14 protein-coding genes are annotated in these 16,522 nt (G+C 63.1%); 7 read left to right on the top strand and 7 right to left on the bottom strand.

Features of this window, described 5'->3' with window-relative positions; translation table 11 throughout:
• Nucleotides 1-6: 6 nt before the first annotated feature.
• The 3 genes from QOL79_RS11050 to QOL79_RS11040 all read right to left on the bottom strand — a co-directional run bounded on the left by QOL79_RS11050 (nt 7) and on the right by QOL79_RS11040 (nt 3,334).
• Nucleotides 7-1,473 carry a GumC family protein gene (locus QOL79_RS11050; RefSeq protein WP_283419613.1) on the bottom strand — a complete coding sequence of 489 codons (1,467 nt, stop codon included), beginning with the start codon at nt 1,471-1,473 and terminating at the stop codon, nt 7-9.
• Nucleotides 1,470-2,612: a hypothetical protein gene (locus QOL79_RS11045; RefSeq protein ID WP_282947535.1), complete on the bottom strand. Its 1,143-nt coding sequence runs from the start codon at nt 2,610-2,612 to the stop codon at nt 1,470-1,472. Before QOL79_RS11045 ends, QOL79_RS11050 begins: the two co-directional genes overlap by 4 nt.
• Before the next feature lie 80 nt (nt 2,613-2,692).
• Nucleotides 2,693-3,334 carry a polysaccharide biosynthesis/export family protein gene (locus QOL79_RS11040; RefSeq protein ID WP_282947537.1) on the bottom strand — a complete coding sequence of 214 codons (642 nt, stop codon included), beginning with the start codon at nt 3,332-3,334 and terminating at the stop codon, nt 2,693-2,695.
• 196 nt (nt 3,335-3,530) lie between these two features.
• Between QOL79_RS11040 and QOL79_RS11035 the strand changes: the two genes are divergently transcribed.
• The 4 genes from QOL79_RS11035 to QOL79_RS11020 are packed head-to-tail and all read left to right on the top strand — an operon-like array spanning nt 3,531 to nt 7,859.
• Complete coding sequence (locus tag QOL79_RS11035) at nt 3,531-5,111, top strand: tetratricopeptide repeat protein (protein WP_283404280.1); 1,581 nt, start codon at nt 3,531-3,533, stop codon at nt 5,109-5,111.
• On the top strand, nt 5,096-6,547 hold the full coding sequence (locus QOL79_RS11030) for an undecaprenyl-phosphate glucose phosphotransferase (protein ID WP_058454145.1): 1,452 nt from the start codon (nt 5,096-5,098) through the stop codon (nt 6,545-6,547). The genes QOL79_RS11035 and QOL79_RS11030 overlap by 16 nt, the downstream gene beginning before the upstream one ends.
• The gene (locus tag QOL79_RS11025; protein ID WP_282947543.1) at nt 6,537-7,295 is read left to right on the top strand and encodes a WecB/TagA/CpsF family glycosyltransferase; all 759 of its coding nucleotides are present in this window, start codon (nt 6,537-6,539) and stop codon (nt 7,293-7,295) included. The genes QOL79_RS11030 and QOL79_RS11025 overlap by 11 nt, the downstream gene beginning before the upstream one ends.
• 48 nt (nt 7,296-7,343) lie before the next feature.
• Nucleotides 7,344-7,859, top strand: a complete 516-nt coding sequence (locus QOL79_RS11020; RefSeq protein WP_058454144.1) for a serine O-acetyltransferase — start codon at nt 7,344-7,346, stop codon at nt 7,857-7,859.
• A 39-nt stretch (nt 7,860-7,898) separates the two neighbouring features.
• Here the strand turns inward: QOL79_RS11020 and QOL79_RS11015 are convergent, their stop codons facing one another.
• The 4 genes from QOL79_RS11015 to QOL79_RS11000 form a co-directional block, all read right to left on the bottom strand.
• On the bottom strand, nt 7,899-8,870 hold the full coding sequence (locus QOL79_RS11015) for a glycosyltransferase family 2 protein (protein WP_283419612.1): 972 nt from the start codon (nt 8,868-8,870) through the stop codon (nt 7,899-7,901).
• A gap of 146 nt (nt 8,871-9,016) precedes the next feature.
• Nucleotides 9,017-10,039, bottom strand: a complete 1,023-nt coding sequence (locus tag QOL79_RS11010) for a glycosyltransferase family 2 protein (RefSeq protein ID WP_283419611.1) — start codon at nt 10,037-10,039, stop codon at nt 9,017-9,019.
• Entirely contained in the window at nt 10,036-11,238 is a 1,203-nt protein-coding gene (locus QOL79_RS11005) for a glycosyltransferase family 2 protein (RefSeq protein ID WP_283419610.1), read from the bottom strand. The genes QOL79_RS11010 and QOL79_RS11005 overlap by 4 nt, the downstream gene beginning before the upstream one ends.
• 1 nt (nt 11,239) lies before the next feature.
• The gene (locus QOL79_RS11000) at nt 11,240-12,457 is read right to left on the bottom strand and encodes a glycosyltransferase (RefSeq protein WP_283419609.1); all 1,218 of its coding nucleotides are present in this window, start codon (nt 12,455-12,457) and stop codon (nt 11,240-11,242) included.
• Between the two features lie 146 nt (nt 12,458-12,603).
• Here QOL79_RS11000 and QOL79_RS10995 point away from each other — a divergent pair, with 146 nt between their 5' ends.
• From QOL79_RS10995 to QOL79_RS10985, 3 genes are all read left to right on the top strand, one after another.
• Complete coding sequence (locus QOL79_RS10995; protein WP_282947554.1) at nt 12,604-13,311, top strand: exosortase C-terminal domain/associated protein EpsI; 708 nt, start codon at nt 12,604-12,606, stop codon at nt 13,309-13,311.
• Nucleotides 13,312-13,352: 41 nt separating this feature from the next.
• On the top strand, nt 13,353-15,089 hold the full coding sequence (locus tag QOL79_RS10990; RefSeq protein WP_283419608.1) for a hypothetical protein: 1,737 nt from the start codon (nt 13,353-13,355) through the stop codon (nt 15,087-15,089).
• A gap of 63 nt (nt 15,090-15,152) precedes the next feature.
• Entirely contained in the window at nt 15,153-16,457 is a 1,305-nt protein-coding gene (locus QOL79_RS10985) for an O-antigen ligase family protein (protein WP_283419607.1), read from the top strand.
• The last annotated feature ends 65 nt before the right edge of the window (nt 16,458-16,522 follow it).

Genomic DNA, 16,522 nt, shown 5'->3' with positions numbered 1-16,522 from the left:
GCCGCTCTAGTCACCCGAACTTTGCAAGGCGTGCTTGCGGCGTGGAATAAGGGATCGAAGCCGCTGCCACCAGCTCGTGGAAGGCTGGTTTGCCGGATCGATCGTCGGAATGGAGACCATGGGCATCGTTCCTGTCACCGCACGGATGTCAAGGACGTCGCGAATGGGCCGGAGGTACAGCTCGACTGCCAGGATCAGAAACAGCCCGAAGCCGAGGCCAAAGACCAGCCCGCCAGCGATCAGGAGCGGCCGGTTGGGAGAGTTCGGATCTTCGGGGACGACCGGCGGATCGATGACCGAAAGGCGCTCGCCCTTCTGTTCGGTTTCGGCCTTGGCGCTCGCCTGCGCGGACAGCAGCCGCGTCGATACGCTCTCATATTGCTTGTTGAGGCCGTCGAGCTTCTGCTGTTGCTGCGCGATCTGTTCCTGGACGAGCGGGCCGCGCGCCTGTGCGCTTTGCGCGGCCGACAGCCGTCCGACCTCCTGAGCCTTCGCCGCCTGAAGCGCTGCGATTTGCGCGCTGTTCGACGCAATCTGCTGGTCGATCATGTCGGGAGGCAACTTGGCCGCATTGCTCGCGGCAAGGATTTTGGCTTGCGCAAGGCGGCGGCGTGCGATCGCGACGTCCGGATGGTCGTCGGAATAGCGCGCCTGCGCCGCGGCGAGTTCGGCTTCGGCGGCCGCAACGATCGGATCGCGGTCGGCGGAACTTTTGCGCGCTTCCTTTTGCGCCGCAAGCTGCGCGTTGTCGCGCTGCAACGCGATGATCTGGGCATCATAGCCGCCGGTGGATCCGCCAAAAATGAGCGCCCCGCTGTTCGACAGCGCCAGGCCGTTCTGCGCCTTGACCGTCTCGATTGCGTTTTCGAGCTCGCTGATCTGGCTTTGCAGCGCTGCGGCCTGATCGGTCAGAAATTGTACAGTGTTCGCCGCCTGCTCGGAGGTCTTCGTGGCGTCGAGCAGCAGCACCTGCTCGGTCATATCCTGCGCAACGGCCTGTGCCTGCGCCGCCGTTTTGTAATCGAAGCTGAGCGTGAAGGCGATCGTCGACGACTTTCCTCCCGACCGCTGAAGTTCGGCGGAGACTGCCTCAATCGTCGTGGCCTTGCGCATCTGCTCGATCGTTTCGGAAAGCGACTTGCGCGCTCTCTCGTCGGAATAGAGGCGATATTTCTGGATCAGCTCGATGAGACGCGGGCGGCTCAAAACCTGCTGCCGGATCTTGGCGATCCGCTGGTCGACAACGTCGCCGTCCTGCGTCCCGACCACATCCTCGGGAAGCTGCGGCGATTCGACGAGCAGGGTCGCGGTCGAGCGATAGACGGTGGGTAGCAGGAAGGCCGCGGCAACCCCGGCAATCAAGCTGAGGACAGCCGGAATCAGCAGCCAGCGATAGCGCTCGCGGATGATCGTGGGCAGGTGGGCGAGGATATTTCCGCCTTCCTCCTCCCGTTCCAAACGATCGTCGCTCATCGCACGCCCCCGAACCGATAGGAAATGCCGATGACCCCCTGAACGTTCGACCGTTTGCCGCCTAAATCGTCGGAAGAATCCGAATAACCCGCGCTCGCGAAGAGCGTCAGCTTCTCTGTGAGCTGGCGGTCGTAACGTGCATAGCCGCGGACGCTCTCGAAATCGCCGCCGATACCGGTCAACGGGCTGGAGGCGGTTGCATAGCTGCCACCGAGCTGGATCGTGTCACGCTCCGACAGCCGGCGCGAATAGGACGCGCCGATCGAGCTTTGCTCGCGGACGCCGCCGATCGCGGAGGGCAGGACTTGCCGCGAGCCGGTCAAACAGAAATTGTCGAGCGTCACCTTGTAGCAAAGGCTCAGATTGCCCGCGAAGGTTGTGGAACTGCTCGTCCCCTGCGCCAATTTGGTGCGTGTGAAGGACAGGCCGGCGCTGCCCGACACTTCGAACCGCGGCGCCAGGCGGATGCCGAACGACAGTTGCGGTGAAATCATCTTGGCGTCGCCGGCGCGGCCGTTCCGGAAATTGCTGATGCTTCCCGCAAGTACCCCGCCGAGCGTGATATCCTCGTTCAGCCGCCGCGTATAGGCGATCTGCTGTGACGCATAGTCGGAATCTTCGAGGTTGTTCGACGAGGGATAGCGTTGCGTCTGCACGAGCGCGGTCCAGCGGATATCGTCGAACTCGCTCGCGATATAATGCAACGAGGCCTGCGCTGACGCGGTGTTCCGCCGCTGCCGGTCGCCCAGCAAGGTGATGTCGTCGTCAATCGGCGGCGGAAGGCCGTCACCATCTCCGCCGACGTCGACCGGGCGAGTGAAGTCGGTCGTCGATATCGTGCTGGCGATCTGGACGCGCGCGGCAACGTCGAGACGTTCGTTGATCCGATAGGTCGCATCGACGTTCGCCGACAGATTTTGCGCCGAATCATAAAGACGGGCATATTCGACATGCTCGACCCGGCCTGAAACACGGATGCTGCTGATCTCGTCGGACCGCGAAATCGTCGGTACCAACTCAAGCCTGAACGAGGCGACATCACGATCGCCGCCGAACGCGAGGAACGGATTGCTGTCATAACCGGCGGACGCCGAAACCACGACCTCGCTGTCAATCTGGGCATAGGCGGGCGTCGTCATCAGGACGGCGACCGCGCCGGTGCAAGCGCCACGTCGCAGCGAAGAGCCAAGAGCGCGATGTCGGAACAGGTGCCGTTCGCTCATGGCACGATGACCGTGTCGCCGCTTTCGATGATCGGGATATTCTTCACCGCTTCGCTGCTAACCGACTTGCTGCGCAGGATTCCGCCGAGCCGCGCCGGGATCGACACCAGCCCCGCGCCCGACTTGCGGACGATGACGATGTTGTCGAGGCTTGCGAATTCGTCCGCACCGCCGGCGAAGCTCAACGCCTCGAGCAGCGTGACATAGCGTCCGGGCGTGAAGATGCCCGGACCTTTGACTTTACCGATGACCGAAAATTGGAGTCCCGAAGGGCTGCGCACTGCAACGGTGACGTCCGGCACCTTGCCGTCGACATATTTGTTGGTGAGCGCGGCGGATATGATGCGTTCGATCTCCACGGGGGTCCGGCCCGCGCCCTGGATCGATCCGACGAGCGGAAAGCTCAGCGAGCCGTCGGGCAAAACCTTGACGACGCGCTGGAGCTGATCCTCGCGCCAGACGTTGATCTCCAGCTCGTCACCCGGGTTGATACGGTAAACCGGAAGCGGGGAGGCTGCGGGCGAGGCGCCGGCCGCCGGGGTCGACTGGTTCGCGACGGGCAGCGATGGCTGCGCCGCAGCCGTTGTGGCAAAACCGGCCGCCAGGCCTATAAGCAGCACCGCGGTCGCTCTGTTCACGGATCACCTCTAGTGGAAATACACCGCTCTTAAGCGGTTGGATCGATTGGACCTACTTGCCGGGAAAAGTCAACCGCATTAACCCAACAGCGATATCAACGGCCTATCCAGAAGCGTTCGTAACAACGACCGGCTTCATATGTTAACATAAGGCAGCGGCTTGGCACTTCTCCCGACTTTTCGGCTCGCAATGCGGATGCTGCCGCTCGCCCTTTGGCTGGCGGTCGCATCGGGGTGTGCCGATTCGGCGCAACGTGCCGCCGAAAACGCCGCTATCGCCGAAAGCCAGCTGGCGGCGGGCGACGTCGAGGCGGCGCGCAAATCGATCCGCGAGGCGATTGCCGAGCGGGACGACGTCGCGGACTATTATATCCTGCTGGGGCGGATCGAATTGCGGGCGCAACAGCTGACGAGCGCCTTCAATGCCTATTCGATGGCGCTCGATCTGCAGGCCGACAATCCGGAAATTCTTCAGGCGATCGCCGAACTTGGCCTGCAGACGGGACGCGTTCGCGAGGCCGATGACGCGGCCGACCGGCTGTTGCTGCTCATGCCGGGTGCGACCCAGGCCATGTTGGTCAAGGGCTTTATCGCGATCGACGATGGGCGCCCGGCCGACGCGCGGAAGATGGCGTCGGATATTCTCGCGCTCAATGCCAGGGATGAAGGAGGTATCATCCTGCTCGCGCGCCTCGATGCTCTGGACGGGAAAACGGATGTCGCGCTGAAAGCCGTAGATGAGGCGATCGCCAGCGGCAGTACGACGCCCGCGCTCAACGTCACGCGGCTCGAGATCTACCGGTTGCAGGGCGACGGGAAGCGGATGAAGGCGATCCTCCCCGACATATTGAAGACGATGGATTATAATGAAGATTTTGTGCTCGACTATGCCAATCTGCTTTACAAGACAGGCGAAATCGCGGCCGCGCGGAGCGAGATTGTCAAGGCGATGGGCAGGTCGCCCAATGATCGGGAGCTTCTCGCAAGGCTCGTTCAGCTGTGGCGGGAATATGATCGCCGCCCGCTTTCCGATACGCAACTCCAATATATTTCGGGGAGCGGAACGCGGGCCCAGCAGATAATATTGGCGCGCTTCTATCTTGACGCGGGGGAATCCGATAAAGCGAAGCGCCTGATTTCGAGACTCTTCGACGAGCATGTCCTTGAGGGCCAGGCGCTAATGGCCAGGATCTTGCTGGCGCAGGGGGACAAGAAAAATGCCTATGAGCTGGCGAGCAGGGTGCTCGCGGCCGACGCGCGAAACGAGGACGCCCTCCTGGTGAGGGCAGCCCGAAGCCTTTCGGAACGGAACCTCGATCGGGCGATCGAGGACGCGAACGTCGTTGTTTCGGACTCTCCGGAAAACTACCTTGGCTATGTCGAACTGGCCCGCGCTTATATCGCCAAGGGGCAGGACATCCGGGCGCGGCAGACCTTCGAGCGCGGCATGGATTTTCTGCCGCAAAGCTTGGAACTCGCCGACGCTTATCGCGCCTTCCTGCTCCGCGTCGGCGACCGGCAGCGGGCGGTGACGCTCGACCAGGATGTTGCGATCGCGAAACCCTCTTCGGTTCGCGCCTGGGCCGTCTACTCGCGGACCTGTTCGCAATATGGCGACGCGCTATGTGCGGCGAAGGCCGAGGCCGGCCTTGCCCGCGCGCGCGTATCCTTCCTCGTCGACGACCCGCCGGGCACGCCGCGGCGGCGCGGCCTGTTCGCGCGCATCAGCCCCGAAAAAATATGTGCGACCTCGGGGGGCGTATGCACGGGAAGCTGAAGCCCGTCCCGCGGCGTAGCAGCGGTCATATCCGCTTCACGTCGAATGTGTTGCGGTCGCTCGGCGTCGCGAACGATGTGGCCTGCTTCTTCTGCGCCTATCTCCTGACGGTCGTGGTCTATGATCTGACGATCGGCTATTATTACGACGCGCGCCTGCACAGCACCGGCGCGATCATCATGTGCATCAACTATTTCCTCATCCGCATCTCGCGCGATGGCTATACGGTCTTCCGAGGGCAGGGCGAGGATGTAGGGGGGAGTGCCATAGCGGACTTCCTGCTCGCGTCGGCGCTTACCAGCCTGGTGATTTTCCAGCTCGAGATGATGCGTGAATTCTCGCGGGGGTTCGCGCTTTACTTCATCGGTTTCAGCATGATTGCGCTCTTCGTGAGCCGCATCGTTTTTCGGAAGCTGATCTGGAACCTGATGGAAAAGGGCGTCGTCGGGCAGCGGGTCGCGCTTTACGCGTCGGGCAAGGCGACGATCGACAAGGTGCTGGAACTTCTCGAAATCCAGCGCCTGCCGCATTTGCGGATCATCGGCTACGCCGACGATCGCAGCCGTACGAAGAACGATGTCGAGGAACTGCCCTATCTCGGCGGTTTCGAAGCGCTTCTTGACCTTGCGCGCGACGGTGACCTCGATCAGGTCATCCTCGCGTTGCCCGAGATCAAGCAGGACCGGCTCGCCTATATCGCCGAGACGCTGAGCGCCGCGTCGATCGACATCTGTGTTCTGCCGACCGAAGCGCTCGAACTCAAGGCGGGATACCGGATCAACTTCCTCGGCTCGATCCCCGTCTTCACGATCTGGCAACAGCCCGTCCGCGACGTCGACGGCATTCTCAAGGAGGTCATGGACCGCGGCATCGCGCTGATCGCCGTGCTCCTGCTATCGCCGCTCCTGCTGCTCACGGCGCTGGCGATCCGCCTCGAAAGCAAGGGACCGATCCTGTTCCGGCAGAAGCGCTTCGGTTTCAACAACAACGAGATTTCGGTGCTGAAATTCCGCTCGATGTATGTCGACCGGCAGGACGTCAGCGGCGCGGCGCGGACGCAGAAGGACGACCCCCGCGTCACCCGGGTCGGGCGGATCATCCGCCGCACCAGCATCGACGAATTGCCGCAGCTCTTCAACGTCCTGCGCGGCGATATGTCGCTGGTCGGGCCGCGCCCGCACGCGACGATGATGCGCGTCGGCGACAAATATTATTTCGACGCCGTCCGAGGCTATACGGCGCGGCATCGCGTCAAGCCGGGGATCACCGGCCTTGCGCAGATCCGCGGATTGCGCGGCGAGATCGCGACCACCGATCGGGCGCGGAAGCGGGTCGAATATGACATCTATTATATCGAGAACTGGTCGCCGCTGCTCGACCTCAGGATCATGATCGAAACCCTGTTCAAGCTGGTCTGGGACAAGAATGCCTACTGACGCAGACGGTGTTCGGTTTCTCGGCATCGAATTTACCGGATCGTCTTATGAACAGGTCGCGCGCGAGCTTGTCGAGCTCGTGGGCCGCGATTGCTTTTCCTATGTCGTCACGCCCAACGTCGACCACGTCCTGCTGCTCAATCCCAGGCAGCGAAACGCGACGATAGGACGGTTGGAGGCGGCTTATGACAACGCCGCGATGCGCCTGTGCGATAGCCGTATTCTCCAGCTTCTGGCGCGCTTCCGCGGGATCCGGCTCGATGTCGTGACGGGCAGCGACCTCACGGCCTACCTGTTTCGCAACCGATGGCTCGCCGGTCGAAAGATCGCTCTCGTCGGCGGTGACGAGGCGATGATGGCCGAACTTGGCGAGCGCTTCGCGGACCTTGAAATCGTCCAGCATCTTCCGCCGATGGGCGTGCTCCGCAACGAAGGGGCCATCGATGCGATCGTCGATTTCGTAGCGCGCGAACGCGCCGATTTCACCCTTTTCGCGATCGGCGCGCCGCAAAGCGAGATTGTCGCTGCGAAATGCAAGGCCGACCGGCGCTGCCGGGGTGTCGGACTGTGCATCGGGGCCTCGATCGAATTCCTCGTCGACCGCAAACGGCGAGCGCCCATCTGGGTGCAGCACCTCCATCTTGAATGGGCGTTCCGCCTGCTCAGCGAACCGAGGCGCCTGTGGAAGCGTTACCTGGTCACCGGCCCGCGTATTTTCGCCTTGGCGTGGCGCGAGCGCAGGCATTAGACCCTGATGGCGCCGACGGACAGCATTTCGAAGGAACAGCGATATCCCATGGCGATCCTCGATCCCGAAGGCCAGCCGGCAATATCGGCGTCCGACCCCGACTGGTCCCGCGAGCGCAAGGCGGCGGGCGCATGGGATCCGCCCCGGGCGCTGCTGGCCAGCATCCGGCGCTATCAGGACGCACGGGGTATCCTGGCGCCCTTCGCGCGCAAGCTGGCGGTCCTGCGGCATCGCTTCTGGTCGGCCGTGACCGGCGCGGACATCCCGATCAACAGCCGGATCGGTGGTGGTCTGTTGATCCCCCATCCCAACGGCATCGTCCTCCACCCCGGCGCCGAGATCGGGTGCAATTGCCTGATCTTTCAGCAAGTGACCATAGGGGCGAACGACCGGGGTATTCCCACGATCGGCGGCCATGTCGACATCGGCGCGGGCGCGAAGATCATCGGGCCGGTCACGATCGGCGACCATGCGCGCGTCGGGGCGAATGCGGTGGTGCTGAAGGATGTCCCCGCCTATGGCGTCGTGGTCGGAAATCCGGGTCGGCTCGTGCCCGAAAACTGAGCAAGCTTGCGCGCGGCGACGGATCGCGGCGGCGCGGCTCTACTTATATTCGATGATCTTCGATCGCTTGCCGGCGATCGGTTTCGTCAAGAATTGAAAAGCGCCCGCCAACTCGGCAAATTTCTCGTACACCGTCAGCAGCGCGATCCGGATCGCATATCGGCTCTTCCCCCTCTCGCGCCTCCATATCCTGAAGAATTGAAGGAGGTACAGCGAAAGGGGTGCCGCCAACCACAACAACGACCTGTTGGCGAAGAACAGGGAGAAGGCGGCGAACACGATGAACAGGGGGAGGGCCAAGCCCCAGAAAGAAAATCTGAGCACCTCTCTCTTCCAGCTCGGCAGGCTTTCTTTGCCGTTTCGCGCGACATGTTCGGCGTAGGCATAGCCCGTCCTCCGCATCCGGCGTCGCCATTGCCAGAATTCGAATATCGCGGCATCGTGAAGGCCCATTTCTGCGTCGACGCTCAGCACAGACCAGCCGGCCTTCCTGATCTTCAGGCAAAGGTCGGATTCTTCTCCGGCGATCAGCGTTTCGTCAAAGCCGCCCGCCGGCCGGATCGCGGCAACCCGGTGCATCGCGATGCCGCCGCAGCTTTCGGCCTCGCCGACGGGTGCGTTCCACGATCTGTCGCACAGGTAATTGTACAGGCTGCCTTCGGGGTTCACTTCGCGGAGGCTTCCGAAGACGACCCCTGCCGTGGGATGCGCCTCCAGCGCGGCGACGCCCTTTTCAAGCCAGTGATCATCGATCAGGCAGTCGCCGTCGACGGTCTGGATGAACTCAAGATCGGGGTGCCGTTTCAACAGGTGACAGATACCGGCGTTGCGTCCGCGTGCAGCCGTGAACGGCTTGTCTGACGTCAGCGAAAACGCGTCGATTCCCCGTCCCCGCGCGAACTCCACGCTGCCGTCTTGCGATCCGGAATCGACATATACGGTGGTGGGCCCGTTAGGCAGCTTCGCCAGACAGGCCTTGAGGCGTTCGCCCTCGTTGCGTCCGATCACCACGATTCCGAGTTTGTGTCGCGACGTCATTCAGCTAGTATCCACAGAGAGGGGCTCAGGAATCTTCTTGTCATGCGCTCACTCGATTGGCGATGATTGCTTTGGACTTTCTGCGTTTCGATACGTCCGCGGGCGATATTCCGGATCGGTCAACTATCCTCCGCCCAGCGGGGCAATTGACCAAAGGCCGAGCCAATTCTGGCGATCGAGGCCCTGCGATGCCGTGCCGCGGGCCAGATGCCCTCCTGGATGATGCCCCGCGTCTCCCCCGCAGTTGCGTTGGCACGCGCCGTTCGTGACAGCAACATGCGCGGGCCCCCGATCAGCGCGAAGCCGGACAGCCAGGCAAGGTTCGCGAGACAGGCGTAGGCGGCTCCACCGCTGCGCGTGAAGTATCGGTTGCGCGATGCGAACCAATAGGCCGGTTTCGGCTTTCGCACCTGTTTCCCGTCGACGCCGGTCGACGCGCCGCCGATATGGCGGACGCGGCTTTGTGGTTCGCACCATATCTGCCAGCCGCCGCGGGTCAGGCGTCGCATCAGTTCGACTTCCTCGAAATAGAGAAAGAAGCCGTCGTCGAACAGGCCGGTTGCGGCGAGCGCATCGCGGCGCAGCATTACGCTGGCGCCGGTTACCCAGCCGACCGGACCTGCCTCGTCCGGCGCCAGAACGATCGGCGGAATGCCCAGCAGCCGATGCAGGGCAAAGGTTTGCGATCCGCGCACGAACTCGCGGCCCGGGGAGGGGAAGCGAAAGGCCGAGGCGGCGGGGGCGCCGTCGGACTCGATAAGCTGACTGCCCACGGCCGCGACCCGGGGATGCGTATCGAGCACCGCGGCGAGCGATGCGACGGCGCCAGGCGTCACCTCCGCGTCGGGATTGAGGAGGTAGATATAGTCGGGAAGGTCGGTGCCGCGGCTGAGGATCGCCTGATTGTTCGCCCAACCGAACCCGCCGTTGAAATCGAGCGGAAGCAGGTCGGTCCATCCGTCGAACCCGGTACGCGCCAGGAAGCCGGCGAGCCGCTCCGCCGATCCGTCGCCAGAATTGCCATCGACCAAGATGGCCGAGAGACCGGCGTCACCCGATCGTTCGCTGGCGAGCGCTGCAAGGCATTTTTCGGCCAGTTCGGGGGTGCGGTAATTGACGATGATGGTCAGGATTTTGGTCAAGGCCGCTGTTCCGTTCCCGCGTCGGTTCGTTCGGTCCTGACCCAGCCGACGCTCTTGCCGCGCACGAAACCGAGATAGACCGGCAGCTTCCATACCATGTACAGCGGCAACTGGAGCATCGCGCGGGCGCTGAGCCAACGCCGCCCTTCGACCGCCCAATTGAGCAGGATAGCGGCGGCTGCCAGCAGGATCGCGGCAGCCAGCGCGACGAAGGCCGACCAATCTCCGCCGAGCCACGCCAGAACGCCGGTTGCCGCGAGCGCTGTGAGCGATACGAGCAGGAGCAACGTCAGGGGTGGAACGAGAAGGTGGAGGCCGAGGTGGAGCAGCTTTCGATTCCGCGACAGGATGCCGTCGTGGATCGCGCTGAAAGCGAATGTCCGGGCGGTTTGGAGGAAGCCGTGCTCCCAGCGCGTGCGCTGGCTCAGCGTCGCCGTCTCATCGGCGGCCGCGCTCCGGACCGAGGCACTGTCCAGATAGATTGGCGCCTGCCGGTTCCGCGTCAGATGGATACCAATCGCCAAGTCCTCGACGATGTTCGAGGTTGCCAGCGGAAGCGTCTTGAACAGGGCCCAAGGATAGGCTGTTCCGGTACCGGTCACCAGGACCGCACCACCCAAACGCATCCCGCCGCGCTGGCGGACGACGCTTTTGATCCAGAATGCGAAACTGGACATCTGGACCTTTGCGGGGGCGTCGCTCGCTTCCCGAAGGATATTGCGGCTCTGGACGGTCACGCGCCGCGCGACACAGGTCCGCGTGAGCGTCGACAGCGATGCCGCGTCGGTCTCGCAATCGGCGTCGAGGACGACGACGCATTCGAGCGTGCGCTCATCGCGAGAGGCGAGCAGATGGTCGCATCCGAACGCCAGCGCAAAGCCCTTGCCCCGGTTCTCCGGGTCATGGCGCTCGACCACCGCATGACCGCGCGACTGGATGATTTTCGCCGTGTCGTCGGTGCAGTTGTCAGCGACGACTAGCAGGCGAATATTTTGCCCGAGGGCTGGTTGCAGCCGGTCGAGAGTCGATCCGATCGTCGCGGCTTCATTGTGCGCGGGCATCAATATGACGGTTTCCGGCTGCCCCGGTGGTGGCGGTGCTTCGCGAAGCCGCCCGAGGCCGAGCAGCGTTTCAAGAACGAATATCGAAAGAGCGATCAGAGGGGGGAGGGCGAGGAGCCAGGCCAGCAGCGCGATCATGTCATCGGCCGATGTCGTGATGGAGCTGGAACAGGCGATGGAGTTCGCGGCCATTCCGGCTCGCATCGTGCCGGTCGCGCACTCTTTCCCTTCCGACACTGCCCAGCGCGGCGAGCTCGGCAGGCGAGGCGTCTAGCGCCGCGCGCATCGCATCGGTCAGCGCGTCGACGGATCCCGCGGGAATAAGCCAGCCACACCCATGGTCGACGAGTTCGGGCGTGCCGGCAATTGCGGTGACAACGACAGGGCGTTCGAGTGCCAGCGCCTCCATGATCACGACCGGAAGCCCTTCGGCAAAGCTGGGCAAGACCATAGCGCGCGCCTCGGACAGATGCGCGACCACCTCGTCGGCGCTCGCCCATCCAGTGATCCGAACTATCGCTTTGAGGCCGTGGCGATCGACGATCCGTTCAATCTCGTCCCGCATTTCGCCATCGCCGATCAGGACAAGTTCGAAATGCCTGCCTTCGTCCCTGAGGCGCTTCGCGGCCTCGATCAGCAGCGGTATGCCCTTTTGCGCGCTCAATCGCGCGACGGCGCACAGGCGCGGCGTGGCAGGCACAGGCGACGGGGCGTCGTCATCGAGGAACATTTCGTCTACGCCGCACCGGACCACCTCGATCTTGCTCCAGTCGTCGAACGCGCTCCAGCGCATCAACTGGCTGCGCCCGAAGCTGCTGATCGCCACGCAAAATCGGGCGTCGGCGATCTTCCCGGCGAGGTCGAGCGGGCCGGCGAGGTCGAATTCGTCGGGGCCGTGGACCGTGAAACTGTAGGGGATGCTACTCCATTTGCTGGCGATCCGGGCCACCATCGCGGGATTTGTCCCGAAATGGGCGTGCAGGTGATCGACCTTCAGCGCCCGCATCCGCGCGGCCAGTTCGGCGGCTTCGGCCAGATAGGCAACGCGCCGTATAATCGGCGCGACCTTCCATTCCACCCGCGCAAAGGCTGTCCGCGTCGCCCTGATGCCGCGGCCCGGATATCGGAAGAATCGGCCCGCCAACCGCAGCATGAGTCGCAGGCCGCCTGGGGTTAGAAGCGTCTCGGTTCGCATGACTTCCGCCTGGTCGCGCGGGTCGGGCAAGGCGGCGAGGTCCGCGGGGCGGACCGAGAAGCGAAACACCTCTGCGCCTGCGGCCTCGACTGCTGCGATCTCGCGGCGAATGAAGCTGTGGCTTGTCGCCGGATAGCGATTTACCAGATACGCAATTCTCAAGCTTGGCCCCCCGAACGCTTGCGTTGTTTCCCGCCTAGGCTGTTCGAACAGCTTTGCAAGCCGCGCCCTTGTATAGTGACGATCTTTTTCGTTGGCGAGTTGGTATGGCGGAGACTAAGCATGAGCGGCCGATCCAAAGGGCTAATATGACCAGACGCAATATTTTTTCGCCGGGCGAACGTGCCGATATCAGGATGATCGACCGGCGAGGCGCCCTGATTGGCCTAGGGCTGGCTACGGCCGCTGCCATCTCCTCCCTCAACATGCCGAGAGCCTTGGCTGCGCCCATCCCCAAAGAGCGGTTCCGCAAGATGATCCCTGGGGCGGCGGGCAGGTGGCGGTCGCGGACGAGCAGCGAACTGGTAACCGCTGCCCCCGACCCGTTTTCCGACAAGCTCTATCAGAATCTCGAAACCCGTATCTACGAAGGCGACGGGTTGCCCACAATCATGGTGCTGCTGGCGTACAACCATATCCAGCAGAATGACGTTCAGGTCCATCGGCCCGAGGTTTGCTATCCGGCGGCGGGTTTCCCGATCGTTTCTTCCAAGGCTGTGTCGCTCGATTTCGACGGTCGCCGCATCGCCGCGCGAAAGCTGATCGCCGATCGCGGCGGCCCGAAGGAGGAGATTCTGTACTGGGTCCGCGTAGGTAGGGATTTTCCCGTCGGGTGGGCCGAACAGAGAATCTCGATGGCGCTGGCGAATGTTGGGGGCGTTTCTCCCGACGGGCTGCTTTTCCGCGTCTCGACGATAGAGGGGGCATCCGGCTATTCGCCCGACGCGCTCGAGGAATTCCTGCAGGCTTTTGCTCGAGCCTGTTCCAGCGAGTTCCGGGACAATGTCTTGTTTTGAACGCCGCGTCGGCGGCTCAATAACCGGCGCGGTGTGGGCCGATGAAGATTGATCGTCGGTCGTTGATGCTCGCTTCCGCGGCCGGCGCGGGCGTCTTCACGGCCGGTCTCGGCGGACTGTGGGCCGCGACGCGTGAGGAACCGATTCCCATCCCGCGCGGCGACAGCTTTCCCAAATTGCCCATCGGCATGAATCTGGCCGGAATCGCGGACTGGGAGCCGGGCTTTCCCTTCCGGAACCTGTTTTTGGGGGCGAGGCCCTGGTACACGAAAAATCTGAGCCCCGCCGGGCCCGATAACACCGATGTTGCCGCGTCATTCCAATATGATGAGGATGGGTATCCCTTAGAGGTGCCGATCCGGGTGGCCGGGCTCGACGATCTGCAGACGATTGCAACCCTAGTTCCTAACTGCCGACCACCTGGCATTTATGTCCTGCTCTATGACGGCGAAGGTGAAATCGAGGGAACGGCTTATACGCAGATCATCTCAAGCAAGCCGGGCCGCGTGAAATTCCGTATGCGGAACGAGCCTGGAAAATATGAAGGGGTCCGTATCAACCGTTCGAAGCTCGGCAATCACATCCGAAATATCCGGCTGGTTGCGGAAGCAGACGAGAATGCGGACCTGAAGCGCGATCCGTTCCTGCCCGAATTCCTCGATTTCTGCCGTCCGTTCCATTGCCTGCGGTTCATGGATTGGGCGGGCACGAACAACTCGATCGAAGAACATTGGCGCAACCGGAAACGGCCGACATTCTATACGATGGTGGCCATGCCGGGCGATCCCGACGCGCGTTTCGGTCCTGCGCCGACACCGTTCGAGATGAAGTTTTCGGGCGGCGTCGCGATCGAATTGATGGTCCAGCTATGCAACACGCTTCAGATCGATCCGTGGTTTTGCATCCCGCACCGTGCGACCGACGACTATATCGCACAGTTTGCGAAGCTGGTGCATCAGACGCTTGACACCAAGCTGAAAGTCTATCTCGAATATTCGAACGAGGTCTGGAACTGGGGCTTTCTGCAGGCCGGCTGGATGCTGAATTCGCCGCTGGCGGGCGCCTTGGTCGAAGCGAAGGGCGGGAATCCCTGGAAGGATGAAGCGAAGACCGAGGGGAAGGATCACCCCGAGCGGATCGGGGCGCTGTTCAGGCGGACGTTCGCCATATGGGAGCGCGAATGGGCGGGAGCCGATGCGAAGCGGCTGGTGCGGGTCGGCGCGGTCCAGGCGGCCTGGTTCGACGCGTCGCAACGCACGATCCGGTGGTGTCTCGAAAACGGCGGGGTCGATACGGTGTCGCCGGCGGCCTATGTCGGGCCTCGCGACGCGGCCTATGAGAAATGGGCGAGCCTTGGCGCGGCGCTGACAGCCGATATGGTGATCGACGATGTCGCGGCGACGCTGGCGGAACTGCGCGCCGGCGACAGCCTGTCCCGGACGATCGATTTCGCGAAGCGCAACGGACTTGCCTACATCGCTTATGAGGGAGGGCAGCATATCCAGCCCAAGGGGCAGGCGGAGTTGCCCTATGGTCCGGCGCTGGCGGCGGCGCAGTCGCATCCGCGCATGTATGATCTCTATGTCGAACTCATGCGGGTGCACCGCGACCTTGGTTGCAGCCTGCTCGCCCATTTCAACAGTGTGGGGCGGCAAGGGACCCGGTGGGGAAGCTGGGGCGCCAAGGCGAGCTATGACACGCCGAACGAAAACAGCCCCAAAATGCGCGCGCTGCTGGACTGCAACGTCCCGCGGCCGCATATGCCGACCGCTGAATAACCGCGCGGGGGGCGTTCCATTCCGAATCTGTTTGCCTATTTGGTCCTCGGCGTCTGGCCGTGCGTGGCGATCCTGCTGTTTGCGACGCTCCCCGCACACCGGGCGCTCATCTGGTCGGTTCTCGGCGCTTATCTGCTGCTCCCCGTCAAGACCTCGTTCGAGTTTTCGGGTGTGCCGCCGCTCGACAAGACCAGCATTTCCAACCTCTCGATCCTGATCGGCTGCGCGCTGTTCGCGCGCGAACGATGGCTCGGCGCCTTCAAGAATCCCGCGATCGTCGGCCTGGCCGTGCTGTTCGTCTTCTCGCCGTTCGCGACGTCGGTCTTCAATCCCGAATCCTTCCTCTACGGCGACCGCTTCATTCCGCCGATGACCCTTTACGACGCTGCGTCGCAGGCGGCTTTGAACGTCATCACGCTTATCCCGTTTGTGGCTGCCTATGGCTTGTTGAACACTGACGAGCGCCGCCGCCAGTTCCTCTTTGCGCTGGTGCTCGCGGCGCTGGCCTATTCGGTGCTGATGCTGATCGAAGTCCGGCTCAGCCCCCAGTTGCACCGGCTGATCTACGGCTTTTTTCCGCACAGCTTCGGGCAACAGATCCGCGGAGGCGGCTTTCGCCCCGTGGTGTTCCTGGGTCACGGCCTGCTAGTCGCGATCTTCTGTGCCATGGCGCTGGCGGCGGCTGCCGCGCGGTGGAAGGAGGCCACGGGAACGCGCCGTACGCGGTCGGGACTGTTCGCAGCCTATCTGGCGCTGATTCTGGTTCTGTGCAAATCGCTGGGGGCGTTCGTGCTCGCCGCGGTGATGGTCCCGGCGATCGCGTTCCTGCGCGCCCGGCGGCTTGCCCTGCTGAGCGCGGCGCTATGCGGCTTGGTGCTGCTCTACCCCGCGGTGCGCGCCGCCGGACTGATCCCCACGGCGACGATATCCGAAATGACCAACGCCTTCAGCGCCGATCGCGGCGATTCGCTCGGAGTGCGGCTGACAAACGAGGATGAGCTGCTTCAGAAAGTCGCGCAAAAGCCGATGTTCGGCTGGGGAAGCTGGGGCCGGAATCGCATTTACGACCCCGAAACGGGGAAGGACAACAGCGTCACCGACGGCAGCTGGATCATTGCGTTCGGCACGTGGGGCTGGGCGGGGTATTTGTCGATGTTCGGCCTGCTGTCGATCGGAGCCGTCAGCCTCTTGTGGCGGCGCAAGGCGCTCGAGGCCATTTCGGTTCCATCGGCCGCCCTCTGCGCGTTGCTCGCCATCAATCTGCTGGACAGCGTTCCCAACTCATCGATCGTGCCGATGACGTGGTTGATCGCCGGCGCCGTGTTCGCGACTGCGAGTTTGCCCGGACGCCCGGCTCGTACTCGGTAAAAGATATCCGATTCAAGCTCTTGATCAAAGGGCGCCGCGATGCAAAAGGCTCGTTCGAGTGCCGC

This window comes from Sphingopyxis sp. Geo48 (assembly GCF_949769155.1).
GTDB lineage: Bacteria > Pseudomonadota > Alphaproteobacteria > Sphingomonadales > Sphingomonadaceae > Sphingopyxis.
This window is presented reverse-complemented; position numbering and strand designations above follow the sequence as displayed.

What these genes read in the sequence shown, in the direction of transcription:
- QOL79_RS11050 (WP_283419613.1), bottom strand. Translation starts at nt 1,473, where the DNA reads ATGAGCGACGATCGTTTGGAACGGGAGGAGGAAGGCGGAAATATCCTC.
- QOL79_RS11045 (WP_282947535.1), bottom strand. Translation starts at nt 2,612, where the DNA reads ATGACGACGCCCGCCTATGCCCAGATTGACAGCGAGGTCGTGGTTTCG.
- QOL79_RS11035 (WP_283404280.1), top strand. Translation starts at nt 3,531, where the DNA reads ATGCTGCCGCTCGCCCTTTGGCTGGCGGTCGCATCGGGGTGTGCCGAT.
- QOL79_RS11030 (WP_058454145.1), top strand. Translation starts at nt 5,096, where the DNA reads ATGCACGGGAAGCTGAAGCCCGTCCCGCGGCGTAGCAGCGGTCATATC.
- QOL79_RS11025 (WP_282947543.1), top strand. Translation starts at nt 6,537, where the DNA reads ATGCCTACTGACGCAGACGGTGTTCGGTTTCTCGGCATCGAATTTACC.
- QOL79_RS11020 (WP_058454144.1), top strand. Translation starts at nt 7,344, where the DNA reads ATGGCGATCCTCGATCCCGAAGGCCAGCCGGCAATATCGGCGTCCGAC.
- QOL79_RS11005 (WP_283419610.1), bottom strand. Translation starts at nt 11,238, where the DNA reads ATGATCGCGCTGCTGGCCTGGCTCCTCGCCCTCCCCCCTCTGATCGCT.
- QOL79_RS10995 (WP_282947554.1), top strand. Translation starts at nt 12,604, where the DNA reads ATGACCAGACGCAATATTTTTTCGCCGGGCGAACGTGCCGATATCAGG.
- QOL79_RS10990 (WP_283419608.1), top strand. Translation starts at nt 13,353, where the DNA reads ATGAAGATTGATCGTCGGTCGTTGATGCTCGCTTCCGCGGCCGGCGCG.